We start from the raw sequence: 24464 nt of genomic DNA, 5'->3' as shown, positions 1-24464 counted from the left end.
CCCCGCGCCGACCCCTTGCTCGGCGCCATCCCGCGCTCGCATCCCGGCGCGCCTCGGGCTAAACCGGGAACGGACCGGCCCGCGCCGGCCTGACCGGAGCGCCGATGACCGATCTATTCCCCGACGCCGCCGTCCCCTCGGCCCAAGCCGCCGCGCCGCTCGCCCTGTCCGAGGACCAGCAGGCGGCGTTTTCGGCCGTGGCCGCGCGGCTCGGCGCGCACGGGATCGACCTCGCCGCCGAGACGGCCGAGGACGCCGGCGCCCGCCCCGAGAACGCCGAGGTGATGGCGGTGCTCGGCAAGGCGGGCTCGGGCAAGACGCTGCTGCTGGTGGAAATCGTCAACGCGCTGAAGGCCGCCGGGGCCGAGGCGATCTCCCATGACTGGGAAGGACGCTCCAAGAAGGGCCGCCGCACCTTCGCGGTGCTGGCGCCGACCAACAAGGCGGCCTCGGTGCTGCGCAACCGGGGCGTTCCGGCGACCACGCTGCACCGGATCCTCTACTCCCCCGTCTACGACCCCGAATACGAGAAGATCGCCGAATGGCTGTCGGGCGAGGGCGACAAGCCCGAGATGGAGCAGATCACGCCCGAGGATCTCGACCGCGCGATGGACGCGTTCAAGATCCATGGCTCGATCCCCGGCGCGCTGGCGATCCTCGGCCTGCGCGGGTCGGACTTCATCACCGGCTGGGCGCGGCGCGAGGATGAGCTGGACATCGCGCTGGTGGACGAGTCCTCCATGCTCGACGACAAGCAGCTCGAGGACATCCGCCGCATCTTCGGCCTCGCCATCCTGTTCGGCGACCCGGCGCAGCTGGCCCCCGTGGGCCAGTCCGGCGCGATGGTGTTCGACAAGCTGCCCGCCCCCGCGGTCAAGCGCCTCTCCCGCGTCCACCGGCAGGCGGCGGACAACCCGATCCTCGACCTCGCCCACGCGCTGGCCGACCCGGACCTGCATTTCGAGCGGTTCGAGGACATGGTGCGCGCGGCGGCGGCGCGCGACGACCGCGTGGTGTATGGCGCGCCCGCGGACAGCGCCCTCATGGCCCGCTCGCCCATGCTGGTCTGGCGCAACGCCACCCGCAAACGCCTGATCGACGCGTTCCGGCGGGTGAACGGCGCCCCCGAGGATGCGCTCCTGCCCGGCGAGCCGCTGATCTGCGACGGGATCGAGCTGCCCCTCAAGCACCGGCGCAAGCGCATCGACCTCGAGGCCCGCGGCCTCGTGAAAGGCGCGCAATGCGTCTACCTGGGGCCGGGCCGCAAGCCGGGCTTCGCCAAGCTGCACGTGATGGGCGCGCCCGAGCCGCAGGTCAACGCCGCCGCCATCATCCAGATCGAGCGCCCCGACCAGGACGAGCCCTTCATCCCCTCGGCCGCCCGCATGGGCGCCGCCTTCCTGCACGGCGCCGCGGCGACGATCCACAAGGCGCAGGGCAGCCAGTGGCCCACGGTGCAGGTCTTCGCCCCCGACCTCTACGCCGCCGCCCGCATGAACCGGGAAGAGGCCGGCCTGCCGCTGTGGAAGCGCCTCGCCTATGTCGCCGTCACCCGGGCCGAGGAGCGGCTCGTCTGGGTCACCCGCTATTCGATGAAGAAGCCCGGCGCGCCCCTGAGCATCGAGGACCTGAAGGCGGTCGCGCCCGCGCCGTTCTCGCTCACGGCGGAGGAGCCGGAGGCGTGAACGCCCCCCTCTCCCCCCTGGCCCCCCTCTCGGAGCTGCGCGTGCATCTCGGGGCGCACAAGACCGCCAGCACCCACTTGCAGATGACGCTTTACGACGCGCGGGACGCCTTGCTGGCGCAGGGGATCGACGCGATCCCGCAGCGCGACCTGCGCCGCGCGGTCGGGCCGCTGATGGACCCGCGAAAGCCCGGGGGACGGCGCATGGGACGGGCGCTGGGGGCGGCCTGTCTTGGCGCCCTCGCCCCCGCCCGCCGCGGCCCGGGCCGCCTGGTGCTGACCGAGGAGAACCTGATCGGCACCAGCCAGTGGCCGCTGCGCCGCCCGCCCTACTGGACCGCGCCGTTCTTCCTGCGCCCGGTCCGCGCCCTCTCGCGCATCGCCGCGCAGGGTGGCGGGGAAACGCACCTCTTCCTCGCCATCCGCAGCTTCGACGAGATGCTCCCCGCGGCCTATGCCCAGCGCCTGCGCCTGCGCCCCTGGCCCGAGAGTTTCGAGGCCGTGGCCGCCCGCGCCCTCGCCCGCCCGCCAAGCTGGCTGCCGCTGGTGCGGCTGATCCGGCTCACCCTGCCGCGGGCGACGCTGAGCATCTGGCGGCACGACGATTACCGCGCCAATTCCCACGCGATCCGCGAGGCGATCTGCGGCGCCCCCCTGCCCCGCCTGCCGGAACCCGAGAACCCGTTCGGCACCCGCACCCCCTCGGCCGAGGCCGTGGCCTGGGCGGAAGCCCTGCCGAAGGACCTCGACCTCTATGGCCGCAAGGTGCAGACGGGCGAGCGCTTCCGAGCCTCGGTCGAGGCCGGGGAGCCGCGCTGGGACCCGTTCAGCGCCGACCAGAAGGCCCGCCTGCGGGCCCGCTTCGACGCCGACGTGGCGGCGATCGAGGGCAAGGGGCTGGCGCGGCTCCTGCGGTTCAACGGCGGGGCGGCGTCGTAATTCACCCAGGAACACGGTATGGTTTCACATCGACTCAAATAGTTATTCGGTGAAATCATGAAGTTCTTTGAATATACCGCCGCGATCTTCAGCGGAATTCTTGTCGCCACCCCCGCGTCCGCCATCACCTTCACCATCGCGCGCAGCGACGGCGACAGCACGGCGGTGATGTCCGAACCCGCGCCGCTGGAATTCACCCTCGACATGACCGGGGCCGACACCGGGCCGAGCGAGGCCTACCTGTTCGTGACCCGCATCGCCCAGGTGGACCAGGTGGTGAGCTTCCACGCGCGCTACGAGACGCTGGACAGCGGCGGGCCGGTCTATGACCCGTTCGGCTACATCATCGACGGAAACTTCAACCAGCTGTCCAGCGAGTGGGCCGACGACGTGCAGGTCTTCAACCGCAGCTTCGCGGTGAGCGCGGGCGCGGAATGGGGGTTCTTCATCGTCGCGGTGGGGACGGGATGGGGGCCGGGCACGGCGCTGGTGACCGGCTCGGTCGACCGGGCGGCCGAACCCGTCGACACCCCCGCGCCCGCCGCGGCGCTGCTGCTGGCGGGCGCGCTCGGGGCGCTCGGCCTCGGCGCGCGGCGCCGGGCCTGACGGGGCGGGACGCCGACGCGCCCCGCCCCGCCCCGCTCAACGCTTGCGCGTCATCGCCCAGGTGGCGAAGCCGACCGCGATGCCGACGCAGCCGATCATGATCGTCGCCAGCGCGTTGATCTCGGGCGTCACGCCGAGCCGCACCTTCGAGAACACCACCATCGGCAGCGTGCTCGCCCCCGGGCCGGACACGAAGCTCGCGATCACCAGGTCGTCCAGCGACAGGGTGAAGGCCAGCAGCCAGCCCGAGACCAGCGCCGGCATCAGCGCCGGGAGCGTGACGTCGAAGAACACGAAGGGCTGGCGGGCGCCGAGATCCATCGCCGCTTCCTCGACCGAGCGGTCCATGTCCGACAGCCGCGCCTGGATGACGACGGCCACGAAGGCCATGCAGAAGGTCGAATGCGCGATCACCACCGTCAGCACGCCCCGTTCCGCCGGCCAGCCCAGGATGCTCTCCATCGAGATGAAGAGAAGCAGCAGCGACAGCCCCGTCACCACCTCGGGCATCACGATCGGCGCGGTGGCCATCCCGGCCAGCAGCAGCCGCCCGCGGAACCGCCCGAAGCGGGACATCGCATAGCCGATCAGCGTGCCGAACACCGTGCCGATGGTGGCCGAGAAGGTGGCGACCTGGAGCGACACGAAGGCCGCCTCCAGGATCTGCTCGTTGCGCAGCAGCTCGCCATACCATTGCACCGACCAGCCGCCCCAGACCGAGGCCAGCTTGGAGGCGTTGAACGAGTAGATCACCATCACCACGATGGGCAGGTACAGCAGGGCGAACCCCACCGCCGCCAGCGCCGGAAGCGTCCAGCCGCGTTTCATCCCTTCACCCCCAGCGCGTTGCGCATCAGCATGATCGGCGCGACCAGCAGCGCCAGCATCGCCACCGCCACCGCCGAGGCGACCGGCCAGTCGCGGTTGTTGAAGAACTCGGTCCACAGCACCTTGCCGATCATCAGCTGGTCCGGGCCGCCCAGCAGCGCGGGGATCACGAACTCGCCCACGGCGGGGATGAAGACCAGAAGGCTCCCGGCCAGGATCCCCGGCAACGAGATCGGCAGCGTCACGCTCAGGAACGCGCGCAGCGGCGTCGCGCCGAGGTCATGCGCGGCCTCGAGCAGCGCCGGGTCCTGCTTCTCCAGCGTGGAATACAGCGGCAGCACCATCAGCGGCAGGTAGCCGGTGACGATCCCCGCCTGCACCGCGAACTGGGTCTGCAGCATGGTGATCGGCTCGATCCCGAACCAGCCGAGGAAGCCGTTGATGAACCCCGTCGGCGCCATCAGCCCGATCAGCGCGTACATGCGCAGAAGGAAGCTGGTCCAGAACGGCAGCACCACGAGCATCAGCAGCAGCGGGCGGCGCTCCGGCCTTGCGCGGGCGATGAACAGCGCCATCGGGTAGGCGACCACGAGGCAGGTCAGCGTCGAGGTCGCCGCGGTCCAGATCGAGTTCAGGTACGCATCGACGTAGAGGGCGTCCTCGGTCAGGAAGATGTAGTTGTAGAAGTTGAGCGTGAGGGTGAGCATCCCGTCCGCCCACTCCCAGATCTCGGTATAGGGCGGGCGGGCGATGGCGGGTTCGGACAGCGACACCCGCAGCACCACCAGGAAGGGCGCGAGGAAGAAGAGGCCGAGCCAGGCCATCGGCAGGCCCGAGACCACGGCCATGCCCCGCCGCCCGAGCCAGCCCGAGAACCAGCGCCGCGCGCGGCCCAGCCGCTCGGCCAGCGCGGCGTCGCGGTCGAAGGGCGCGGGGGCGGGGGCCGGGGCGGGGGTCGGGGCCGAAGAGGGGGCGGGATCGCCTGCGCCGCTCATGACGTCAGCGCCACGCCCGCCTCGGCGGGCCACCAGACATAGACCTCGTCCTCCCAGGTCAGGGCGTCGGCGTCGCGGCGGTCGAGATTGGCGCGGGTGGCCGAAACGGTGGCGCCGGAGGGCAGCCGCGCGCGGAACCGCGTCAGCCCGCCCATGTAGGCGACATCCTCGACCACCGCCTTCGCCATGCCCCCCAGGGGCCCGGCCCCGACCGCGTCGGGATGCTCGGACGGGTGGCGGCGGGTGATGCGCAGCTTCTCGGGGCGCACGGCGACCCACATGGTCTGGCCCATCTGGCACGAGAGGCCGTGATGGATGAACACCTCGTCCCCCAGCATGGCGGAGGACAGCTTCACGTGGTCCGCCTCGTCCTCGACCACCTCGCCCTCGATCATGTTCGCGGCGCCGATGAAATTGGCGATGAAGCGGTTGCGCGGGTACTCGTAGATGTCCCGCGGGCGGTCCACCTGCACCAGGCGGCCCTGGTCCATCACCCCGATCCGGTCGGCGAGGGTCATCGCCTCTTCCTGGTCATGGGTGACGACGATGAAGGTGGTCCCCAGCCGCTCCTGGATGTCCATCAGCTCGAACTGGGTCTCCTCGCGCAGCTTCTTGTCGAGCGCGGAGAGCGGCTCGTCCAGCAGGAGCGCCTTGGGGTTCTTGATCAGCGCGCGCGCAAGCGCCACGCGCTGGCGCTGGCCGCCCGACAGCTGGGCGGGGCGGCGGCCTGCGTATTGCGACAGCTTCACGAGGTCGAGCATCGCGGCGGTGCGCGCGGCCCGCTCTGCCTTCGGGACCCCCTCCTGCTTCAGGCCATAGGCGACGTTCTTCTCGACGCTCATGTGCGGGAACAGGGCGTAGGACTGGAACATCATGTTCACCGGCCGCGCCCAGGGCGCGACCCCGGCCATGTCCTGGCCGTCGATCTCGATGGTTCCCGAATCCTGCGTCTCGAACCCCGCCAGCATCCGCAGCAGGGTGGACTTGCCGGACCCGGAGCCGCCGAGCAGGCAGAAGATCTCGCCCTCGCGCACCGACAGGGACACGTCGTCCACGGCGCGGTGGCCGTCGAAGGTCTTCACGAGGCGCGAGATGCGGATGAATTCGCGGGCGCCCTCGCCCGGCGCGGGGGCCGGGCGAGGGGCGGCGGCGACCGCGGCGGGCGCGGCGGGCGCGGCGGCCGCCGCGGGGTCGGACGCTTGGGTCATGCGTGGATCAGCGGCCGGTCTTCACGGCGGTCCAGGCGCGGTTGATGGTGCGCGAGGTGCGCGCGTCATACACCTTGGCGGTCCAGAGCCGGTTCAGCACCTCGTCCGACGGGTAGATGCCGGGGTTGGAGGTGACCTCGGCGTCGATCAGCGGGGTCGAGGCCTTGTTGGCGTTCGCGTACCAGACGTAGTTGGTGATGTCGGCGGCGATCTGCTCGTCCATGATGAAGTTGATGAACTTCAGCGCCGCCTCGGGGTTCTTCGCATCGGCGGGGATCGCCATCATGTCGAACCACATCAGCGCGCCCTCGTTGGGGATCACGTAGGCGATGTCGACGCCGTTCTCCGCCTCGGCCGCGCGGGCCTGGGCCTGGAACACATCGCCCGACCAGCCGACCGAGACGCAGATGTCGCCATTCGCCAGGTCGTTGATGTACTGGGACGAATGGAAGTAGCGCACGTGGGGCTGGATGGTCTTGAGCAGCTCGGCGCCCGCCTCGATATCCGCCTTCTCGGTGGAGCGCGGGTCGAGCCCGAGATAGTTCATCGCCGCGGCCAGGATCTCGGTCGGCGCGTCGAGCAGGGAGATCCCGCAGCCCGCCAGCTTCTCGGCATTGGCCGGATCGAAGACCAGCGACCAGCTGTTCGTCGGCGCGTCCTCGCCCAGCGCTTCGGTCACCTTGGCCACGTTGTAGCCGATGCCGGTGGTGCCCCACATGTAGACGATGGCGTGGTCGTTGTTCTCGTCGAACGCGGCCGCGCGCTCCATCACCACCGGGTTCATGTTGGCGAGGTTGGGCAGCTGGGACTTGTCGAGCTTCTGGAACACGCCCGCGGCGATCTGGCGGGTGAGGAAGTCGGCGGTGGGCACGACGACGTCATAGCCCGAGGCGCCGGCCATCAGCTTGGTCTCCAGCACCTCGTTGGAATCGAACACGTCATAGGTCACGTCGATGCCGGTCGCCGCCTTGAACTTGGCGATCGTGTCCTCGGCGATGTAGTCGGACCAGTTGAAGATGTGCAACTCCTCGGCGGCCGCGGGGGTGGCGGCGGCGAGGGCGGCGAGCGCGGCGAAAGTGGCGCGGGTGCTCATTGGGGGGTCGTCCTTCCTGTCGGACCCGGGGGGCGTCTTCGTCCCCCCGGCATGGGGTCGGTCCGGCGGCGGGGACTCGGCCCGCGCCGCCGTTCAGGAAAACCTTAGTCAGAGGAAAATCGCGCCGACAAGCGCGATTTCGCGGGCGCCGCATAGTTTACCCGGCGTTTCCACGGCGCGAGCGCGCCGGGACCCTTTGGGCCCCGGCCCGCCCCCGGGATCGGCCCCGGGCCCGGGCCGCCGTCACTCGCCCCGGTAGCCCTCGAGCCGCCACATCACCCAGGGGAAGACCGAGTCGCCATGGGTCGCGATCTCGCCCTCGCCCACCATCAGCGCGTCGTCGAAATCGGCCGCGACCGCCTCGCCCAGCTCCGCGCTCTGGGTGATGTAGACGAACACCCGCTCATCCCCGGGCTTCAGCTTCACCGTCAGGTCGTAGTGGTTGTCGATGCGCCCGTCCATGTCGAGGAAGGCGACGTCGCCGAGCCGCAGATCGCCCATGTACATGCAGTCCGAGAGGCGCCGGCGGTTGTCCATCAGCAGCGCGTCCGCGCCCTCGGTCTCGAGCGCGCCGAGGGCGATCTCGCACAGCTCCGCCCCGCCGCGCATCTTCTTGTAGGGGTCGAAGGTCCGCGGCAGGTCCTGGCCCGCGACGCCGTAGAGCACCGCCATGACGACGAGGAACACGGCCGAGACCGCCCCGGCCCAGACCTGCACCAGCCGCGCCCAGCGCCAGCGGTCGGCCGAGAGCACGTGGGCGGCGAGGACCGAGCCCGACACGAAGGCGGGCGCGGCCCAGTTGGGGTTGGCCCCTTCGCGCAGCGCCTGGATGGCGATGGCCAGCAGCAGCGGCGCGGTGAACCAGCCGAGGAAGGCCATCCCCGGCGCCGAGCGCCAGGCCCGTTTCCACGCCATCAGCCCCAGCCCCGCGAAGATCGCCGCCGCCGCCGCCGGGCCGATCACCCCGAACTGGGCGCCGATGAACTCGGCCAGCTTCTCGGGGCGCAACGAGGCCCCGCCGCCGCCGCCGAAATCGGCGTTGTCGCCGAGATGCGCGACCGTCACGAACCCGTTCATCGCGTTCCAGACCAGGTTCGGCGACAGCGCCAGCACCGTGGTCAGCGCCATCAGCGCGACGCCCGCCCGGGCCCGCTCGGGGCCCGGCTCGGCCGAGAAGCGCAGGTGGCCGAGGATCCCGATCAGCGCGACGCCCGCGGTGTATTTCGCCATCATGCCAAGGCCGATCCCCAGCCCCGCCAGCGCCCACCACAGCGGGCGCAGCGGCGCCGGCTGCGGCTTGCGCCGCCCGATCCGCACCGGCTCGATCGCGCGCAGGTAGGCGTAGATGCCGATCGCCCAGCCGATCATCATCGGCGGGTCGGTGGTCATCAGCATCGAGGACAGCACCACCCCCGGCCCGGCGGTGTAGAACATCGCCGCCCAGAACCCGGTGCGCCGGTCGAACAGCCGCGCGCCGATGGCCAGGATCAGCGCGCCGATGGCGAGGTGGCAGAAGGGCGCGAAGAACCGCACCCCGAAGGCGGTGTCGCCGAAGATCTCGGTCGACAGCCGGATCATCCAGGCCGCGAGCGGCGGCTTGGAGAAATAGCCGAAGTCGAAATTGGTCCCGTAGACCCAGTACTGCGCCTCGTCGAAATGGATCGGGATCAGCGGCAGCGCGTTGACCGCCACCCGCGCCGCGCAGACGGCGAGGAGGATCAGCAGCGCCCAGCGGCTCCATTTCGGATCGTCGGGCTTGGGGAGCTTCGCCCGGCCCTTGCCGCCGCCCTTGCGGGCGGGGGTCCTGCGCTTCTTCGGGGCGGCGGGGGCCGCGGCGCCCTGCCCGGCCTCCCCGTCCGCACCGTTCCCCTCGGCGCGGGGCGCGGGGGCGTTGGGGTCGACGTCGAACAGATCGTCGATCACCGCGTCGGCATCGTCCGGGTCGCGCATCACCGGCATCTCCAGCGGCAGTTCGGGCTCCCGCGGCGATGCCGTCTGCGCGCCGTTGTCCCCTGCCCGTCGCCTGCCGCCTGCCATGACCATCCGCTCCGCCGTTCCGACCGCGCGCGCCGCGCATCGGCGGCGGCGCTCCTCCGCGTTCTCGCCCAAAGGCGGCCCCGGCGCAACGGCGCGGGCCGACCGGGACCACACGCCGCGCAATCGCCCCCAAGATGAACGCTGGACAACAAGGCGTTCAATTTGGGATAATGACCCCGGCAAGGGGGAGCCGGGACCGCAGAAGCGGGAGCAGAAGCGGGCCCCGGGCGCAGGAGACGCGGCATGGAATACGGGCTGAACCACCTCTTCATCCACGGCGCCTACCACACGATGCGGTGGGGGGGCGTGGCGGCGGCGGTCTACCTCGCCATCCGCTGCGTCGAGGGGCTGGTCACCGGCGCCTCGTCGATGGAACTCCTGCTGACCGCCGCGGCGGGGCTGACGGCGGTCGCCATCTGGTACGCCGTGGGGCGGCTGAAGGACGACGTGCTGCGCGACTGACGCGGCGCGGGCGCGCGGGTCGGAGGGGAAGCCTTCCCGCGCGCGGCGGGGGCGCCGGGGAGGGGACATCTTCCGGCGCCCCCGTCCCAGGAGTCGCGGCCGGTTCCGGCGCGCGCCCCCTCTCGAAAAGGACATTTCTTTTCCGGGTTTTCTCCCGCTATCGTTGCGTCCCGACGTTCATGGGAGGACCGAGAGATGACCTTCGCCCCGACCCGCCGCGACCTTCTGCGGCTCGCCGCCATGGCCCCGGCCCTGGCGCTGCCGACCCCGTTCCGCGCCGCCGCCGCGGCCGCCGCGCAGAATGACGGCTGGTTCCGCTTCACCCTCGGGGACGCCGAGATCACCATCTGCTCGGACGGCAACCTGGTCACCCCCGCCTCCACCCTCGGGGTCAACGCCGACCCGGCCGAGGTCGAGGCCTTCCTGCGCGCCCACCGCCTGCCGACCGACATCAACTACGCCCATACCAACCACGTCATCGTGCGCATGGGCGACAAGGTCACCCTCGTGGATGTCGGATCGGGCGTGAAGTTCCAGGCCTCGGCCGGCAGGCTGCTGGCGAACATGGAAGCGGCGGGCTTCGGCCCCGGCGACATCTCGGACGTGGCGCTGACCCATGCCCACCCGGACCATGTCTGGGGCGCCTTCGACGATTTCGACGAGCCGCTGATCCCCGACACCGCGCACCATATCGGCGCGGCCGAGCATGGCTGGTGGATGGACGACACCCTGCTGTCGCGCCTGCCCGAGGAGATGCACGGCTTCGTCGCCGGGGCGCAGAACACGCTCGGGCCGCTCGGCGATCTCGACCTGCTGCAGATGACCGCGAACGAGGCCGAGATCTCGCCCGGCGTGCAGATGATCGACACCCCCGGCCACACCATGGGCCACATGTCGGTCATCGTCGAAAGCGCGGGCCGCAAGATGCTGGTCACGGGCGACGCGCTGAACCACGGCTATGTCAGCTTCGAGCATCCCGAGTGGCATTTCGGCTTCGACACCGACCGCGAGCTGGCGGTGCAGAGCCGCCTCGCGCTCCTCAACCGCGCGGCGGACGAGGAGATGGTGGTGGTCGGCTATCACTTCCCCTTCCCCGGCGTCGGCCACGTGGTGCGCGACGGCGGGAAGTTCCGCTTCCTCCCCGCCCTGTGGCGCTGGAGCGAGTAACAAGCGCGCGACTTGCAGGGGGGGCATACCGGCCTTCCCTTGCATGCCGCGGTGCAGCGCCTAGATAACCCTTCAAGACGAACGGCGCCGCGCCCCGGCGCGCCGCCGCCCCCTCCGGGCCGAATCGCCCGGAGAACCTGCGAACCCCTTGCGCTCGCAACGTAAAGGTTACCGCCCGACCTTCCTCGCACGCCTTCGTCGAAGCGCGTGAAAAAGGGCGCTTGCAGTCGCGCACCCCGCTTTCCCCGGCAACTGATGCCGCGACGCAACATTTTCCTGAATGTTTCACTCAGCTTTGCCGCGGCGCATTGAGGCCGCCATGGAATCGGGAAACAAAAGGGGCGTTGCGCAGGACCTCCCTCCTGCGCGTGAACACTCCAGTTCCCTCCCATGGAGCAAGACGAATGAACCGCACCTCCCTTCTGGCCGCGTCCCCCCTCGCGCTCGCCATCGCCCTCGGCGCCGGCGCCGCGCAGGCCGCCGAACCGCTCACCGCCCAGGTCAGCGGCTTCATGTTCGGCGGCGTCGCCTGGGTCGACACCGCCACCACCGACGGCGACTTCTCGGTGATCCGCGACGGTGAAATCCACTTCACCTTCCGCGGCGTGTCCGACAACGGCCTGACCTTCGACGGCCGCGTCGAGCTCGAGGCCTTCACCGACACCGACGACCAGATCGACGAGAACTGGGTCCGCGTCTCCGGCCCGTTCGGCGCCGTGATGATCGGCGGCAACGACACCGCCAAGACCGAGCTCGCGGTCGGCGTGCTCTACGCCCCGGGCGACAAGGTCGGCTACTATGACGACGACGCCAACCAGGGCCTGACCGGCGGCATCGACGGCTCGGGCGACCAGGTCGGCATCCACTACTACACCCCGTCCTTCGCCGGCTTCTCGGCGGGCGTCTCCTACCTGCCCTCCGTCGACTCCGACGGCCCCAACGACACCAACACCGCCGTCTTCGCCGACGGCGAGAACGTGTTCTCGGTCGGCCTCGTCTACGAGTACGAGTTCACCGGCGCCGGCATCTCCCTCGCCCTGGGCGCGGGCTACGAGGATGTCGACACCCCCACGGGCGACATGGAAAGCTGGAACGTCGGCGGCACGATCTCCGGCTCGGGCATCACCCTGGCGGCCTACTGGGAAGAGAACTTCGACGAGACCAACGACTGGAACCTGGGCCTGGCCTACGAGACCGGCCCCTGGACCTTCGCGGGCGGCTTCGGCCACTCCGAGGCGGCCGGCGCGGCCGATGTCGACACCTTCGCCGGCTGGGCGTCCTACGCCGTGGCCCCGGGCGTCTCGTTCTCGGCCGGCGCCGCGCACGCCTCGGACGACAACGACGACGCCATGATCGCCGCCACCTGGGTCAGCCTGAACTTCTGATCCGGCGCGTCAGCGACGACATTCGAACCGGCGGCGGGGGATGCCCCGCCGCCGGTTTTCCCTTGCGCCCCCGTCGCCTTCGCCCCGCCCCCCCCTCAGCCGCCCGAGGCGAGCAGCACCGGGCGCGGGCCGAACAGCCTCTCCTCCCGGAACATGAGCGCGGCGAGGGCGAGCGCCGTGCCCTTGCCCGGGGCGGGCGCGTCGGGATCGGGTTCGGCCAGGAAAACCTCGGCCGCCGCCAGCTCCGCGCCCGAGAGGTCGGTGAAGGCGTTCATCCCGGCCGAGAGCAGCATGAAGGCCGCCGGCGCCTCGGGCGTCACCGCGGCGCGCAGCGGCCAGGGCGCATCCGCGCCCGGCGGGGTTGCGTCCGGCGCCGCGGCGGTCAGCGTCGCGCGCAGCGACGGCCCCGCCTGCAGCGCCGCCGCGGTCAGCAGCGCGGCCGAGCCAGCCCCGCGCAGCCCCAGCGCCAGCCCCGCGCAGAGCGCGCCGGAACAGGCGGGCGCGACGATTCCCGACAGCTCCGGCCATTCCCCGAGGCATTCCAGCGCCGCCCCCGCGCTCCCCGCGATGGCGGCCGGAGAGGCCGGGTCGAGCAGCCGCAGCCCCTCGACCCGCGCCAGCCGCGCCGCCTCCTCCCGCGCCGCGGCCAGCGTCGCGCCGTGGCGGCGGATCCCGGCGCCCGGCGCGTCCGGGGCGGGCGCGCCCTCGGGCAGCACCAGCACGGCCCGCACCTGCAGCCGCGCCGCCATCGCCGCGACCGCCTCCGCGAAGGGCCCGGCCGAGGCGCAGACCAGGTCCTGGCTCTGCGCCCCCGGCGAGGCGCAGAGCGCGGCGTTCGCCGCCCCGCGGAACATCGCGCCGCCGGGGGCCAGGTCCTCGCGCTTCACCCGCACCTCGCGGCCCAGCCGCTCCGACAGGCGCGGCCAGGGGCGCAGGGGCGTGCCGCCCGCAATCCCGCGCAGGCGGTCGAGGGACGCGGCGGCGTCGGGCGCGGTCGGGGGGGCGAACCCTGTCATCGGCGGCTCCTGTCGGCGGATCGGCGCGCAGCCTAGCCCGCGAAGCGCGCGCGCAGAAGCCAGCCGGGGGAGGGTCCGTCCGCTCAGGGGGGGACAAGCCCCCCGTTCGCGCCCGGAAGCGGCGCATCGCGCCGCTGCGCCCGGCCCGGGACGACGCGCATCGGGGGCGGCGGGGCGCGAGGCGGGGAGAGGCCCGGAAGGGCCGGGCGGGCGGGCGGCCGGCAAGCGCAGCGCAGCCGCCGACCCGCGCGCCTCCCCCGCCGCGATGCGCGCACGGCCCCCGCACGCGCGCTCCCCCGAACGCAAACCGCCCCCGCGCCGTCATCCGGCGCGGGGGCGGTGCATCTCCCGCCAGGCGGCGCTCAGGCCGCGCGGCGCATCACTGGCCCATCACTCACGGGCCCATCCCTCGCGGGCCCATCCCTCACGGGCACAGGCGCGCCTTGGCCGCCTCGTACTCGCTGCGCAGACGGCCCACCAGCTCCGCCGCCGGAACCACCGACTTCACCGTGTCGATGCCCTGGCCGCAGCCCCAGATGTCCTTCCACGCCTTCGCGTCCTGGTTCCCGCCCGAGGCGAAGTTCATCTTCGACGGATCCGATTCCGGCAGGTTGTCCGGGTCCAGCCCCGCCGCCTCGATCGAGGAGCGCAGGTAGTTGCCATGCACGCCGGTGAAGAGGTTCGAGTACACGATGTCCTCGGCCCCGCTGTCGACGATCGACTGCTTGTACTGATCCGTCGCCCGCGCCTCGTCCGTCGCGATGAAGGGCGAGCCGATATAGGCCATGTCCGCCCCCATCGCCTGCGCCGCCAGCACCGCGCCGCCATGCGAAATCGAGCCCGACAGCAGCAGCGGCCCGTCGAACCACTCGCGAATCTCGTTGACCAGCGCGAAGGGCGACAGCTGGCCGGCATGGCCGCCCGCGCCCCAGGCCACGGCGATCAGGCCGTCCGCGCCCTTCTCGATCGCCTTCTTGGCGAACTTGTTGTTGATCACGTCGTGCAGAACGATGCCGCCATAGGAATGGATGGCGTCGTTGACCTCTTTCTGCGCGCCGAGCGAGGTGATCACCACCGGCACCTTGTACTTCACGCAGGCTTCCACGTCGTGCATCAGCCGGTTGTTCGACCGGTGCACGATCTGGTTCACCGCGAAGGGCGCCGCCGGATTGTCCGGGTTCGCCTGGTTGTAGGCGTCGAGCTCGGTGGTGATCTTCTCCAGCCACTCGTGCAGCTGCGCCTCGGGGCGCGCGTTCAGCGCCGGGAAGCTGCCGACCACCCCCGCCTTGCACTGCGCGATCACGAGATCGGGGTTCGAGATGATGAACAGCGGCGAGCCCACCACGGGCAGCGACATGTCGGCGAGGATCTTGGGCAGAGCCATCGAGCGTTCTCCCTGAAACATTGCTTTAGGCCGCACTCAACCACCGCGGGGGGCCGAGCGCAAGCGGAACTTGACGGTGTAAAGCCGGGGACGTCCCGCCCCCGGCCCCATGGATCGACCGGCGCCCCCGGCGGGGCGCGGCGCGGCTCAGGCGCCCGGCGCGATGAACACCTTGCCGCCGCCCTTGCCCCAGGCCTCGGCGAAGCCGCCCACGGCCTCGTCAAGCGACAGGCGCGCGGCCTCGTCGATGCCCCAGGCGCCGGAGGCGAAACGCTGCAGCGCCTCGCCCACAACCGCCATGCGCCGGTCGGCCGGGGCCTCCTTCAGCCACTTGGACAGCCAGAAGCCGCCGATGGTCTTGCCGGTGAAGATGAACTGGCCCATCTGCGTCAGCGCCGGCGGCTCGGTCGCGATCTTGCCGTAGCTGATCCACTGGGTGTGGTTGGGCATGGCGAAGAACATGTCGGCGGTGACCTGGTCACCCACGGCGTCGAGCAGCACCCGCGGCTTCAGCTCCTTGCACGCGGCGGCGAACTTGGCCTGGAACTCCGGGTCCTCGGTGGCCAGCGCGACGCGCGCGCCCAGCGCCGCCACCTGGTCGGCCACGGCCTGGCGGCGCACCACGGCGATCATCGGCACGTCATGGTCCTTCGACAGCCCCGCCAGCAGCTTGCCGAGCTGCGAGCCCGCCGCCGTCGCCACGAAGGCGCAGCCCTGCTGGCGCGGAATGTCGAACATCGCCAGCGCCGTCAGCGGGTTGACGATCAGGGCCGAGCCGTCCTCGTCCCGCACCCCGTCGATCAGGGGGATGCACATCGCCCCGTCGGTCAGCGCGTATTCAGCCCAGGTCCCCGAAGCGGTGGCGACGAAGGCCACCCGCTTGCCCACCAGCCCCTCGGCGCCCTCGCCCGCGGCGACCACCTCGCCGCAGGCCTCGAACCCCGCCGGGCTCCCCTTGCGGCGCGGCTGGCCGTATTCGCCCTTCAGGAAATGCACGTCCGACGGGTTCACCGGCGACAGCGCCACGCGCACCAGCGCCTGGCCCGGGCCGGGGGTCGGGACCGGGACCTCGCCCAGCTCCATCCATTCGCCGGCATCGGCCAGCTCCAGGCCGGTCGAGGTGTCGGCATAGCCGTCATGGCGCTGGATCAGCGCCTTCATCGTGGCAGGCAGGGTCATGCTCTCTCCCATTCTTTCCGGGGGCCGGTCAGGCCAGCCCCTCGATCAATGCGGGCAGCGCGTCGATGCGGTCCAGCGCGCGGTAGCGCGGGCGCCCCACCGGCTCCGGCGCCATCTCGTGCGCCCAGGTGACGTGATAGGGGATGTGCACCCCCCAGGCCCCGGCCTCGAGCGCGGGGATCACGTCGGATTTCAGCGAATTCCCGGTCATCAGCGCGGATTCGGGACCGACGCCGTGGCGGGCGAAGGCGGACAGGTAGGTGGCGGCGGTCTTCTCGGACACGATCTCCACCGCGTCGAACAGGTCGCCGAGGCCGGACTGCGCCAGCTTGCGCTCCTGGTCGAACAGGTCGCCCTTGGTGATCAGGATCATCTCGTGATCCGGGGCCAGCGCCGCCAGCGCCTCGGCCGCGCCGGGCAGGCAGTCGACGGGATGGGTCAGCATCTCGCGCCCGTAATCGAGGATCTCGCGCACCGCCGCCGGGGGCAGGTCGTCGCCGCAGACGGCATGGGCGGTCTCGATCATCGACAGGGTGAAGCCCTTCACCCCGTAGCCGTAGAACGCCAGGTTGCGCCGCTCGGCCTCGACCAGCCGCGCGACCACGTCCTCCTCCCCGGCATGGTCGCCGAGCAGCGCCGTGAACCGCGACTGGGTCACGCGGAAGATGCTCTCGTTGTGCCAGAGCGTGTCGTCGGCGTCGAAGCCAAGCGCCTTGATCGCCATCATCTCCCCCGATCCGGCCTGTTGCGGCGGGCAGAGTTTCAGGCGCGGCGGGACGGCGCAAGGGCGACGTGGGGGGAGGTGGATACTTTTTTGAAATAGCGTTTCGCAAGGGCCGGACGGGCGCGAAAAAGGGGCGGCCCCGCGCGGGACCGCCCCTGTTTCTGCGCGCGATTCGGCGCGGCTCAGGCCTTGCGGCGGCCGACCAGGCCCAGCGCGCCGAGGCCGAGCAGGGCGAAGCCCGCGGCGCCCGGCAGCGGGGTGTCCACCACCTGGAAGGCGATGTCGGCGAGGAAGATGCCCCCGGTCGTCGCGATCGACGGGTACACCCCCTCGAACCCGTTGAAGAAGGTGCCTTCGAAGGTCAGCAGCGAATTCACGCTGTAGCCGCCATCCGCCACGTAGGAGGCGTTGTTGGAGCCCGCGTTGAACGAGACGACATAGCTGTCGCCCTCGGTCAGCAGCGCGGGGCTGGCGACCTCTCCCCAGATCCAGCCGGTAGCCGTCGCGGTCGCGGTCACGGTGGTGATCAGCGACTGGGTGGACGCATCCCACAGGTTCATGAACCCGGTGGCGGGGGTGGAGGCGAAGAAGCCCAGCTCGGTCACCAGCAGGTCGGCATTGGCGGTGAAGCGCCAGCCGTACTCGTCGGAATCGGTGCCCGCGCCATCGGCGGCGACTTCGCCGAGGCCGGTCTGGGTCATGGAGATGGCGGAAGCGGCGCCCGGAAGGGCGAGGGCGGCCAGCATGGCGGCCGCGGAAACGGTGAAGCGCAAGACGCGAAATCCTTGATTCTGACGCCCGCGCAACCGGCGCAGGCGGGACGCATACGAAAACGATGAACGCACGCCCCCATGGGGAGGGGAGACGTACACATGTCTTAAACCGGTTTTAGGCTGAACCAGTAGTGAAAGTTTGCGCCCCGCGTCGAAAGCCCCGCCGGGTGGATGCATGCAGGGCCCGCGCGCCCCTGCCCCACCATGGCCAGACGCCCGGAAAGGCCGCGAAAACCCTTCTCCACGCATGCAAAAGGGGCGGCCCAGGCGGGCCGCCCCTTCGCGCTGCGCCGGGAAGCGCTCAGCCCTTGCGGCGGCGCGCCGCGAAGCCCAGCGCGGCCATGCCGAGGACCGCCAGCGGCGCCGCGGCGGGCAGCGGCACGTCGGCGGACGGGGCGGCCTCGAAGCCGATATCGGCCGGGTAGGCGAAGCTGCCCTGCAGATTGGTCGGGAAGGCGTTGTTCACGCCCCAGCGCGCCTGAACGTAGCTCACCTCGGGCGCCGTCACCGGCGCGTTGAGGCCATACACGTGGTCGCCGTTGAGATAGGAGTAGGAGGCGACATGGCTGCTCCCCGCCGTCAGCGCGATGGGCGAGGACAGGGTCCCGTAGAACCACCCGGCGCCCGTCGCGGTCACGTCGACCGACCCGAGGACCGCCCCCCCGATGTCCCACAGCGTGACGGTGCGGGTGCGCGCGGCCTCGGAATAGAAGCCCATCTCGACGACCGAAAGGTCCTGGTTGGCGATGAATTCCCAGCCGAGCTGGTAGTTCAAGGCGTCGGGGCCGATGCTGCTCGGCGCGGCGCCGTCCAGGGCATAGGTGACGGCGCCGGCCTGCAACGGCGCGAAGGCGACCGTCGCGACGGCGGCGGCGGCGGAGAGCTTGACGAAGAAATTCATGGATCGCCCCGTGTTAAACGATGCCTGAACCCAGAACAGGCGCATCGAAATACGAAGACAAACCCGCGCCGCGTTGCGCGCTTGCAGCCTGAACGCAGGGCGTGCGCCATCTTTTCGCGCGCGGCGTGTGCAGCGGGCCGGGATGCCCCCCCCGCGCGTGCGGCCGGCCGCCCGAACGCAAGAAAGGGGCGGCTCCGCCGAGCCGCCCCTTTCCGCCATCCGCCGGGGCCTGAGTCGCCCGGCATGACGGCCATGCGCGCCGCCCGCGCGGCAAGAAAGCGGGCGGACGCGCGGCGCCCGGTCGGAGGAGGACGTTCCAACCGACGCCGGCGCGGAAGGCGCCCCCGAAGCGCCGCTCGGGAAAACGGCGCGTCGGCCCGGGGGCCTGGAGGGCGGGGGCGGCGGAACCCGGCCCGGCCCGCCTCTCCCATCCCCCCGGTCTTCCGCGTCTGCTGCGGGCGGCGACGGGGGCCGCCGCCCGATCCCTTTCCCCCGCGCGGGGCGGGGGCGCGGCGGCCCGCCTGGCGCGGGCCGCAAGGTCAGGCCAAGGGGGTCAGACCTTTTCCTGGGTGTACTTGCGCAGCTCCTTGCGGGCGACCTGGCGGCGGTGCACCGCGTCGGGGCCGTCGGCATGGCGCAGGGTGCGCAGGTGGGTCCAGCTTTTCGCCAGCGGGGTGTCCTGGGACATGCCCGCGCCGCCGAACATCTGCATCGCCTCGTCCGTCACCTTCAGCGCGACGCGCGGGGCGACGACCTTGATCTGCGAGATCCACGGCGCGGCCGCGCGCGGGTCGCCCTGGTCCATCATCCAGGCGGCCTTCAGGCACAGCAGGCGGGCCTGCTCGATCTCCATCCGGCACTCGGCGATGATGTCGTAGTTGGCGCCGAGCTGGGCGAGCTTCTTGCCGAAGGCCTCGCGCTCGAGCGACCGCTTGCACATCAGCTCCAGCGCCTTCTCGGCCTGGCCGATGGCGCGCATGCAGTGGTGGATGCGGCCCGGGCCAAGCCGCCCCTGGCTGATCTCGAAGCCGCGGCCCTCGCCCAGAAGCAGGTTCTCGGCCGGAACGCGCACGTTCTCGAACTTCAGGTGCAGGTGGCCATGGGGGGCGTCATCGTTGCCGAACACCTCCATCGCGCGCAGCTTGGTGACGCCGGGGGTGTCCGCGTCGACCAGGATCATCGAGTGCTGCTGGTGCCGCGGGCGGTTGGCGTCGGGGGTGTACACCATGGTGATGTAGACCTTGCAGCGCGGGTCGCCGGCGCCCGAGGACCACCATTTCTCGCCGTTCAGCACGTACTCGTCGCCGTCGCGCACGCAGGACATGCGCATGTTGGTGGCGTCCGAGGAGGCCACGCCCGGTTCGGTCATCAGGTAGGCCGAGCGGATCTCGCCGTTCAGCAGGGGCTTGAGCCACTTTTCCTTGTGCTCGTCGTTCCCGTAGCGCTCCAGCACTTCCATGTTGCCGGTGTCGGGGGCGGAGCAGTTGAAGGTCTCGGCCCCGAGATGCGCCTTGCCCATCTGCTCGGCGAGATAGGCGTATTCGACGGTCGACAGGCCGTAGCCGCGCTCGGAATCGGTCAGCCAGAAGTTCCAGAGACCCTGGTCCTTCGCCTTCTGCTTGAGCCCTTCCAGGATCTCGGTCTGGCGCGCGGTGTAGGACCAGCGGTCGCCCTCGGCGCCGATGAGGGACTCGAACTCCTCGGACGCGGGTTCGATGTCCTCCTTGATCATCTTCGTGACCTTCTCGAGGATCGGGCGCACCTTGTCGGTGACGCCGAGGCTCATCGGGCCGTTCGGCAGCTCTTCTGACATCAGTTTTCCTCCCAGTCTGCGCAGCCCAGCCCGCGCAGGGCGAAGGCGGCGATTTCATCGATTATTCTTGCCCGGTCCGCGTCGGTCTCGCCCGTGCGGGGGCGGTACCAGAACACGGGGCTGTTCATGCCGGACATCATCGCGCGCACGGTCAGGCGCGGGTCCGAGGCGGCGAAGACGCCCGCCGCCTGGCCTTCCTGCAGCACCCGCAGGAACAGCGCCTCGTGCCGGTCGCGCAGGGCGATGATGCCCAGCAGCGCCTCGCGCTGTTCGGGCGTCGCGGCGCCGCGCAGGTGCATGTCCACGCCCTGCAGGGCGCAGCGGTGGAAGGGCCGGTCCTCAAGGATCGAGGCGACATGGGCGCGGGCCATCCGGGCCATGCGCGCTTCCGGGGCGCCCTCGCCCTCGGCCGCCGCCACCTTGTCGTAGATCAGGTCGAGGCTGAGGCGCACGACGTCGAGGAACAGGTCCAGCTTGGAGCGCCAGTAGTGATAGACGCGCCCCTTGGTGGCCCCCATGGCGCGGGCCACGTCGTCGATGGACGTGGCGTTGAAGCTGCGCGCCATGAAGCAGTTGGCGGCGGCGTGCAGGATCTCGGTCCGCGGATCGGGGCGCGGGTCGGGCCGCGGATCGGGGCGCGCCGCATCCCCCTGCCCGGACGCGCCGGACGCGCCCGCCCGGGGGGCGGCGGCGTCGGTCTGCGGGGCGGGACGGGGGGCGGTCATGGCTGCGGCATCCGGTCTTGTGCGGTCGAGGGGAAGGCTACATACTACCCGGTAGGTTGGCAAGACTTGAATCGTCAGACGATCCGCAGCAAGCTGCCCGCCGCCTGCCGAACCGCCCCCGTCCGAAGGGGCGCGCGCGGCGGCGACACGGAATTCCGCCACGCGCCGCGCCATCCCCGGCGCGCCGGGGCGCCCAGGGAGGGAACAGGACCCATGAGCTATCTCGACGACATGTTCGGCGTGCACGGCAAGACCGCGCTGGTCACCGGCGGCGCCACCGGCATCGGGCGGATGATCGCCACCGGCCTCGCCCATGGCGGCGCCCGGGTGCTGATCGCGTCGCGCAAGGGCGAGGATTGCGCCCGCGTCGCGGACGAGATCAACGCGGAAGGCCCGGCGGGCAAGGTCGAGGGCTTCGGCGGCGACGTCGGCACGGCCGAGGGCGTGCAGGCGCTGGCGGCCGAGGTCGCGTCCCGCACCGACAAGCTCCACATCCTGTTCAACAACGCCGGCATCACCTGGGGCGCCGAGCTGGGCAAGTTCCCCCGCTTCGGCTTCGACAAGGTGATGAACGTCAACGTCGCGGGCCTGTTCGACCTGACCCAGGCGCTGATGCCGATCATGACCGAGACCGCGACGGATGAAGACCCTGCGCGGGTGATCAACCTCGGCTCCGTCATGGGCCACTGGCCGCTGGGCGACGGGGCCTATTCCTACTCCGCCTCCAAGGCCGCGGTGCACCACCTCACGAAGATCCTGGCGAAAGAGCTGGCCCCGCGCCGCTTCACCGTCAACGCCTTCGCGCCGGGGCCGTTCCAGTCGAACATGACCGCCTTCGCCACCGCCTCGGACGAGCAGGCCGCCGCGGTCGGCTCGGACGTCCCGCTCGGGCGCATCGGCATCCCGTCGGACATCCAGGGCGCGTCGCTGTTCCTGTGCTCGAAGGCCGGCGCCTACACCACCGGCTGCATCCTGCCGCTCGACGGCGGGCTCGGCGTCGTCACCGGCGGCAACCTGTTCGAGAAGGGCCTGCACTGATGGCCCTCACCCCCGGCGGCTTCGAGGATTACGATCCCCGCGCCCGGGACGTCCCCGCCTGGGCGCCGGAGGAATTCGGCGCCCATATCGGCGAGGAGATCGGCGTCTCGGACTGGATCGAGGTGACGCAGGAGGCGGTCGACGCCTTCGCCGTCTCCACCCATGACGTGAACTTCGTGCATGTGAACCCCGAGCGGACTCGGGCGGAGACCCCCCTGCCCGGGACCATCGCGCACGGGTTCTACACGCTCAGCCTGCTGTCGCAGTTCGGCTACCAGGTCATGCCCGCCGTCAAGGGCGCGACGCTGGGGCTGAATTACGGCGTCGACGCGGTGCGGATGATCACCCCCGTGCCGGTGGGGTCCCGCGTGCGCGGGCGCCTGGCGCTGGCGACCGCCGAGCGGCGAGGCGAGACCGGCTTCGTCGTCGGTTACGACGTGATCGTGGAGATCGAGGGGCAGGAGGTCGCGAATGGCGGCCGCCCGGCGCTGAAGGCGCGCTGGCTGACCCATGCGAGCCTCGGGGCCTGAGGGGGCCCCGGCGCACGCCAAGGAAACAGGGAGGAACAGGCATGTCCAACGCGGCGGCCACGCTCGATGAAGCGGTGCTCGGCCCCTATCTCGAAGCCCATGTCGCGGGCTTCAAGGGGCTGCAGGGCTATGAGAAATTTTCCGGCGGACAGTCCAACCCCACCTTCCGGCTGAAGGCCGAGAGCGGGGATTACGTGCTGCGCGCCAAGCCCCCGGGCAAGCTGCTGAAATCCGCCCACATGGTGGATCGGGAGTTCAGGGTGATGTCGGCGCTGGCCGGAACCGCCGTGCCGGTGCCGAAGATGCTGCACCTGTCGGAGGAGGGCGAGGACAGCCCGATCGGCCGCCAGTTCTACCTGATGGAGCATCTCGACGGCCGGGTGTTCTGGGACCCGCGGGTGCAGGAGCTGTCCCCCGAGGACCAGGCCGCGGTCTACGATTCGCTCAATGAAACGCTGGCCGCGCTGCACGACGTGGACATCAAGGCCGCGGGCCTTGAAGACTACGGCAAGCCCGGCAGCTATTTCGCCCGGCAGCTGAACCGCTGGACCAAGCAGTACCGCGCCTCGGAGACCGAGCCGATCCCCGAGATGGACCGGCTGATCGCCTGGCTCGAGAACAACGAGCCCGAGGATGACGGGCAGGTCAGCCTCGTCCACGGCGACTACCGCCTCGACAACGTGATGATGCACAAGACCGAGCCGCGGGCGCTCGCCGTGCTGGACTGGGAGCTGTCGACGCTCGGCCATCCCTATGCCGATCTCGGCTACCAGTGCATGAACTGGCGCCTGCCCTACTCCGCCTCGTTCCGCGGGCTGGGCGGGGTCCCGCGCGAGGGCACCGGCCTGCCGGTCGAGGAAGCCTATGTCGCGAAATACTGCGAGCGGCGCGGCATCGACGGCATCCCGAACTGGGCCTTCTACCTGGCCTTCAGCGTGTTCCGCTTCGCCGCCATCATACAGGGCGTCTACAAGCGCGCCCTGGACGGCAACGCGAGCCAGCCGGAGAAGGCGATGACCTATGGCAAGGCGGTGCCGCAGATGGCCCGCCTCGGCTGCGACCTTATCGACAAGGAGGCCTGAGGATGGGCGCGTATACGGGACTTGGCGTTCTTCTGACGGGCGCGACCGGGGGCTTCGGCGTCGCCGTGTCGAACATGCTGGCCGCGCAGGGCGCCAAGCTGCTGCTCACCGATCTCGACCAGGGCAAGCTCGACGACCTGGCGCGGGGGCTGGAGTGCGAGACGATCTGCATCGCGGGCGACGTCTGCGACCCGGCGCTGCACGAGCGGCTGGTGAAGACCGCCGAGGACGCCTGGGGCGGCGTCGATGTGGCCATCAACAATGCCGGGATCGCGCATCCGCACTGGCGGGTGCCGGACGTGGACAAGGACGTGGCCCGCAAGGTGATCGAGGTCGACCTGCTGGCCGTCCTCTGGGCCATGCAGGCGCAGATCCCCTCGATGGAGAAGCGGTACCGCGAGACGGGCAAACCCGCCGCCATCGTCAACCTCGCCTCGCTGGCGGGGATCGCGGGCGCGCCGCTGATCTCGGCCTATTCCGCCGCCAAGCACGGGGTGGTGGGGCTGACCCGCTCGGCCGCCGCCGAATACGCGCGGCGCGGGATCCGGGTGAACGCCATCTGCCCCGCCTTCGCCCGCACCGCCATGGTGCAGGCCGGGATCGACGCGAGCGTGGCCAATGACGGGCTGTCCCCCGAGCAGGCCGAGGCCCACGTGGTGCGCGGCGTGCCGATGCGCCGCCTCGGCACCCCCGAGGAGGTCGCGCAGGCGATCCTCTGGGCCGGGTCGCCCGAGAACGGCTTCATGACCGGCCAGGCCATCGCCATCGACGGCGGCGTGACCTCGGTCTGACGGCGCGCGCCGGCGCAGGCAAGGGGCGCGGCGGGCGGGGGCCTGCCGCGCCCTTGATGATTGATGAACACCCGGGATCGGCCTAGGGTTTCCCCGCATTTCCA

General features: G+C 71.1%; 23 protein-coding genes. 10 read left to right on the top strand and 13 right to left on the bottom strand.

Annotation, left to right across the window (positions count from 1 at the left end; all coding sequences use genetic code 11):
• The first annotated feature begins 104 nt into the window (after nucleotides 1–104).
• The 3 genes from ACQ5SO_RS00625 to ACQ5SO_RS00615 are packed head-to-tail and all read left to right on the top strand — an operon-like array spanning nucleotide 105 to nucleotide 3229.
• Nucleotides 105–1685 carry an AAA family ATPase gene (locus ACQ5SO_RS00625; protein ID WP_430939621.1) on the top strand — a complete coding sequence of 527 codons (1581 nt, stop codon included), beginning with the start codon at nucleotides 105–107 and terminating at the stop codon, nucleotides 1683–1685.
• A complete protein-coding gene (locus tag ACQ5SO_RS00620) occupies nucleotides 1682–2623 on the top strand; it encodes a hypothetical protein (protein ID WP_430939620.1) in 942 nt (313 codons plus the stop codon). The genes ACQ5SO_RS00625 and ACQ5SO_RS00620 overlap by 4 nt, the downstream gene beginning before the upstream one ends.
• 57 nt (nucleotides 2624–2680) lie before the next feature.
• Nucleotides 2681–3229, top strand: a complete 549-nt coding sequence (locus ACQ5SO_RS00615) for a hypothetical protein (protein ID WP_430939619.1) — start codon at nucleotides 2681–2683, stop codon at nucleotides 3227–3229.
• A 36-nt stretch (nucleotides 3230–3265) separates the two neighbouring features.
• On the opposite strand, the gene ACQ5SO_RS00610 is transcribed toward ACQ5SO_RS00615, so the two are convergent.
• The 5 genes from ACQ5SO_RS00610 to ACQ5SO_RS00590 form a co-directional block, all read right to left on the bottom strand.
• Nucleotides 3266–4057 carry an ABC transporter permease subunit gene (locus ACQ5SO_RS00610; protein WP_430939618.1) on the bottom strand — a complete coding sequence of 264 codons (792 nt, stop codon included), beginning with the start codon at nucleotides 4055–4057 and terminating at the stop codon, nucleotides 3266–3268.
• Nucleotides 4054–4905: an ABC transporter permease subunit gene (locus tag ACQ5SO_RS00605; RefSeq protein WP_430939724.1), complete on the bottom strand. Its 852-nt coding sequence runs from the start codon at nucleotides 4903–4905 to the stop codon at nucleotides 4054–4056. Before ACQ5SO_RS00605 ends, ACQ5SO_RS00610 begins: the two co-directional genes overlap by 4 nt.
• A 143-nt stretch (nucleotides 4906–5048) precedes the next feature.
• Nucleotides 5049–6260: an ABC transporter ATP-binding protein gene (locus ACQ5SO_RS00600; RefSeq protein WP_430939617.1), complete on the bottom strand. Its 1212-nt coding sequence runs from the start codon at nucleotides 6258–6260 to the stop codon at nucleotides 5049–5051.
• 7 nt (nucleotides 6261–6267) lie between these two features.
• Nucleotides 6268–7353: a polyamine ABC transporter substrate-binding protein gene (locus tag ACQ5SO_RS00595; RefSeq protein ID WP_430939616.1), complete on the bottom strand. Its 1086-nt coding sequence runs from the start codon at nucleotides 7351–7353 to the stop codon at nucleotides 6268–6270.
• Between the two features lie 243 nt (nucleotides 7354–7596).
• Nucleotides 7597–9303, bottom strand: a complete 1707-nt coding sequence (locus ACQ5SO_RS00590; RefSeq protein ID WP_430939615.1) for an ArnT family glycosyltransferase — start codon at nucleotides 9301–9303, stop codon at nucleotides 7597–7599.
• 330 nt (nucleotides 9304–9633) lie between these two features.
• Here ACQ5SO_RS00590 and ACQ5SO_RS00585 point away from each other — a divergent pair, with 330 nt between their 5' ends.
• The 3 genes from ACQ5SO_RS00585 (at nucleotide 9634) to ACQ5SO_RS00575 (ending at nucleotide 12404) form a co-directional block, all read left to right on the top strand.
• Entirely contained in the window at nucleotides 9634–9852 is a 219-nt protein-coding gene (locus ACQ5SO_RS00585; protein ID WP_430939614.1) for a hypothetical protein, read from the top strand.
• 195 nt (nucleotides 9853–10047) lie between these two features.
• A complete protein-coding gene (locus ACQ5SO_RS00580; RefSeq protein ID WP_430939613.1) occupies nucleotides 10048–11019 on the top strand; it encodes an MBL fold metallo-hydrolase in 972 nt (323 codons plus the stop codon).
• Nucleotides 11020–11423: 404 nt separating this feature from the next.
• Entirely contained in the window at nucleotides 11424–12404 is a 981-nt protein-coding gene (locus ACQ5SO_RS00575) for a porin (protein ID WP_430939612.1), read from the top strand.
• Between the two features lie 95 nt (nucleotides 12405–12499).
• Here the strand turns inward: ACQ5SO_RS00575 and ACQ5SO_RS00570 are convergent, their stop codons facing one another.
• From ACQ5SO_RS00570 to ACQ5SO_RS00535, 8 genes are all read right to left on the bottom strand, one after another.
• Nucleotides 12500–13420, bottom strand: coding sequence for a pyridoxal-phosphate dependent enzyme (locus ACQ5SO_RS00570; RefSeq protein ID WP_430939611.1), 921 nt, complete (start codon nucleotides 13418–13420; stop codon nucleotides 12500–12502).
• Between the two features lie 424 nt (nucleotides 13421–13844).
• A complete protein-coding gene (locus ACQ5SO_RS00565) occupies nucleotides 13845–14804 on the bottom strand; it encodes an NAD(P)H-dependent flavin oxidoreductase (protein ID WP_430939610.1) in 960 nt (319 codons plus the stop codon).
• 147 nt (nucleotides 14805–14951) lie between these two features.
• Nucleotides 14952–15983: an alcohol dehydrogenase catalytic domain-containing protein gene (locus ACQ5SO_RS00560; protein WP_430939609.1), complete on the bottom strand. Its 1032-nt coding sequence runs from the start codon at nucleotides 15981–15983 to the stop codon at nucleotides 14952–14954.
• Nucleotides 15984–16011: 28 nt separating this feature from the next.
• Nucleotides 16012–16710 carry an HAD family hydrolase gene (locus ACQ5SO_RS00555; RefSeq protein WP_430939608.1) on the bottom strand — a complete coding sequence of 233 codons (699 nt, stop codon included), beginning with the start codon at nucleotides 16708–16710 and terminating at the stop codon, nucleotides 16012–16014.
• Between the two features lie 179 nt (nucleotides 16711–16889).
• On the bottom strand, nucleotides 16890–17480 hold the full coding sequence (locus ACQ5SO_RS00550; protein WP_430939607.1) for a DUF4082 domain-containing protein: 591 nt from the start codon (nucleotides 17478–17480) through the stop codon (nucleotides 16890–16892).
• Nucleotides 17481–17781: 301 nt separating this feature from the next.
• A complete protein-coding gene (locus ACQ5SO_RS00545) occupies nucleotides 17782–18381 on the bottom strand; it encodes a DUF4082 domain-containing protein (RefSeq protein ID WP_430939606.1) in 600 nt (199 codons plus the stop codon).
• A gap of 553 nt (nucleotides 18382–18934) precedes the next feature.
• The gene (locus ACQ5SO_RS00540) at nucleotides 18935–20113 is read right to left on the bottom strand and encodes an acyl-CoA dehydrogenase family protein (RefSeq protein ID WP_430939723.1); all 1179 of its coding nucleotides are present in this window, start codon (nucleotides 20111–20113) and stop codon (nucleotides 18935–18937) included.
• A gap of 80 nt (nucleotides 20114–20193) precedes the next feature.
• Entirely contained in the window at nucleotides 20194–20919 is a 726-nt protein-coding gene (locus ACQ5SO_RS00535) for a TetR/AcrR family transcriptional regulator (protein WP_430939605.1), read from the bottom strand.
• Nucleotides 20920–21132: 213 nt separating this feature from the next.
• Between ACQ5SO_RS00535 and ACQ5SO_RS00530 the strand changes: the two genes are divergently transcribed.
• From ACQ5SO_RS00530 to ACQ5SO_RS00515, 4 genes are read left to right on the top strand one after another with little or no spacing between them, the layout of a single operon-like run.
• Entirely contained in the window at nucleotides 21133–21957 is an 825-nt protein-coding gene (locus ACQ5SO_RS00530; RefSeq protein ID WP_430939604.1) for an SDR family oxidoreductase, read from the top strand.
• Complete coding sequence (locus ACQ5SO_RS00525) at nucleotides 21957–22487, top strand: MaoC family dehydratase (protein WP_430939603.1); 531 nt, start codon at nucleotides 21957–21959, stop codon at nucleotides 22485–22487. The genes ACQ5SO_RS00530 and ACQ5SO_RS00525 overlap by 1 nt, the downstream gene beginning before the upstream one ends.
• 41 nt (nucleotides 22488–22528) lie before the next feature.
• The gene (locus ACQ5SO_RS00520) at nucleotides 22529–23569 is read left to right on the top strand and encodes a phosphotransferase family protein (protein ID WP_430939602.1); all 1041 of its coding nucleotides are present in this window, start codon (nucleotides 22529–22531) and stop codon (nucleotides 23567–23569) included.
• A 2-nt stretch (nucleotides 23570–23571) separates the two neighbouring features.
• A complete protein-coding gene (locus ACQ5SO_RS00515; RefSeq protein ID WP_430939601.1) occupies nucleotides 23572–24360 on the top strand; it encodes an SDR family NAD(P)-dependent oxidoreductase in 789 nt (262 codons plus the stop codon).
• The last annotated feature ends 104 nt before the right edge of the window (nucleotides 24361–24464 follow it).

It is taken from the genome of Rhodovulum sp. DZ06 (assembly GCF_050586345.1).
Lineage (GTDB): Bacteria > Pseudomonadota > Alphaproteobacteria > Rhodobacterales > Rhodobacteraceae > JBOCEF01.
The sequence above is the reverse complement of the archived record's forward strand: the minus strand, read 5'-3'. Positions and strand labels throughout refer to the sequence as shown.

Excerpts from the sequence above, each read along its gene's own strand:
- ACQ5SO_RS00615 (WP_430939619.1), top strand. The coding sequence starts at position 2,681 with ATGAAGTTCTTTGAATATACCGCCGCGATCTTCAGCGGAATTCTTGTC.
- ACQ5SO_RS00545 (WP_430939606.1), bottom strand. The coding sequence starts at position 18,381 with ATGAATTTCTTCGTCAAGCTCTCCGCCGCCGCCGCCGTCGCGACGGTC.
- ACQ5SO_RS00590 (WP_430939615.1), bottom strand. The coding sequence starts at position 9,303 with ATGCGCGACCCGGACGATGCCGACGCGGTGATCGACGATCTGTTCGAC.
- ACQ5SO_RS00585 (WP_430939614.1), top strand. The coding sequence starts at position 9,634 with ATGGAATACGGGCTGAACCACCTCTTCATCCACGGCGCCTACCACACG.
- ACQ5SO_RS00530 (WP_430939604.1), top strand. The coding sequence starts at position 21,133 with ATGAGCTATCTCGACGACATGTTCGGCGTGCACGGCAAGACCGCGCTG.
- ACQ5SO_RS00555 (WP_430939608.1), bottom strand. The coding sequence starts at position 16,710 with ATGATGGCGATCAAGGCGCTTGGCTTCGACGCCGACGACACGCTCTGG.
- ACQ5SO_RS00575 (WP_430939612.1), top strand. The coding sequence starts at position 11,424 with ATGAACCGCACCTCCCTTCTGGCCGCGTCCCCCCTCGCGCTCGCCATC.
- ACQ5SO_RS00565 (WP_430939610.1), bottom strand. The coding sequence starts at position 14,804 with ATGGCTCTGCCCAAGATCCTCGCCGACATGTCGCTGCCCGTGGTGGGC.
- ACQ5SO_RS00570 (WP_430939611.1), bottom strand. The coding sequence starts at position 13,420 with ATGACAGGGTTCGCCCCCCCGACCGCGCCCGACGCCGCCGCGTCCCTC.
- ACQ5SO_RS00540 (WP_430939723.1), bottom strand. The coding sequence starts at position 20,113 with ATGATCAAGGAGGACATCGAACCCGCGTCCGAGGAGTTCGAGTCCCTC.
- ACQ5SO_RS00595 (WP_430939616.1), bottom strand. The coding sequence starts at position 7,353 with ATGAGCACCCGCGCCACTTTCGCCGCGCTCGCCGCCCTCGCCGCCGCC.
- ACQ5SO_RS00580 (WP_430939613.1), top strand. The coding sequence starts at position 10,048 with ATGACCTTCGCCCCGACCCGCCGCGACCTTCTGCGGCTCGCCGCCATG.
- ACQ5SO_RS00610 (WP_430939618.1), bottom strand. The coding sequence starts at position 4,057 with ATGAAACGCGGCTGGACGCTTCCGGCGCTGGCGGCGGTGGGGTTCGCC.
- ACQ5SO_RS00525 (WP_430939603.1), top strand. The coding sequence starts at position 21,957 with ATGGCCCTCACCCCCGGCGGCTTCGAGGATTACGATCCCCGCGCCCGG.
- ACQ5SO_RS00560 (WP_430939609.1), bottom strand. The coding sequence starts at position 15,983 with ATGACCCTGCCTGCCACGATGAAGGCGCTGATCCAGCGCCATGACGGC.
- ACQ5SO_RS00600 (WP_430939617.1), bottom strand. The coding sequence starts at position 6,260 with ATGACCCAAGCGTCCGACCCCGCGGCGGCCGCCGCGCCCGCCGCGCCC.
- ACQ5SO_RS00605 (WP_430939724.1), bottom strand. The coding sequence starts at position 4,905 with ATGGCCGTGGTCTCGGGCCTGCCGATGGCCTGGCTCGGCCTCTTCTTC.
- ACQ5SO_RS00625 (WP_430939621.1), top strand. The coding sequence starts at position 105 with ATGACCGATCTATTCCCCGACGCCGCCGTCCCCTCGGCCCAAGCCGCC.
- ACQ5SO_RS00515 (WP_430939601.1), top strand. The coding sequence starts at position 23,572 with ATGGGCGCGTATACGGGACTTGGCGTTCTTCTGACGGGCGCGACCGGG.
- ACQ5SO_RS00520 (WP_430939602.1), top strand. The coding sequence starts at position 22,529 with ATGTCCAACGCGGCGGCCACGCTCGATGAAGCGGTGCTCGGCCCCTAT.
- ACQ5SO_RS00535 (WP_430939605.1), bottom strand. The coding sequence starts at position 20,919 with ATGACCGCCCCCCGTCCCGCCCCGCAGACCGACGCCGCCGCCCCCCGG.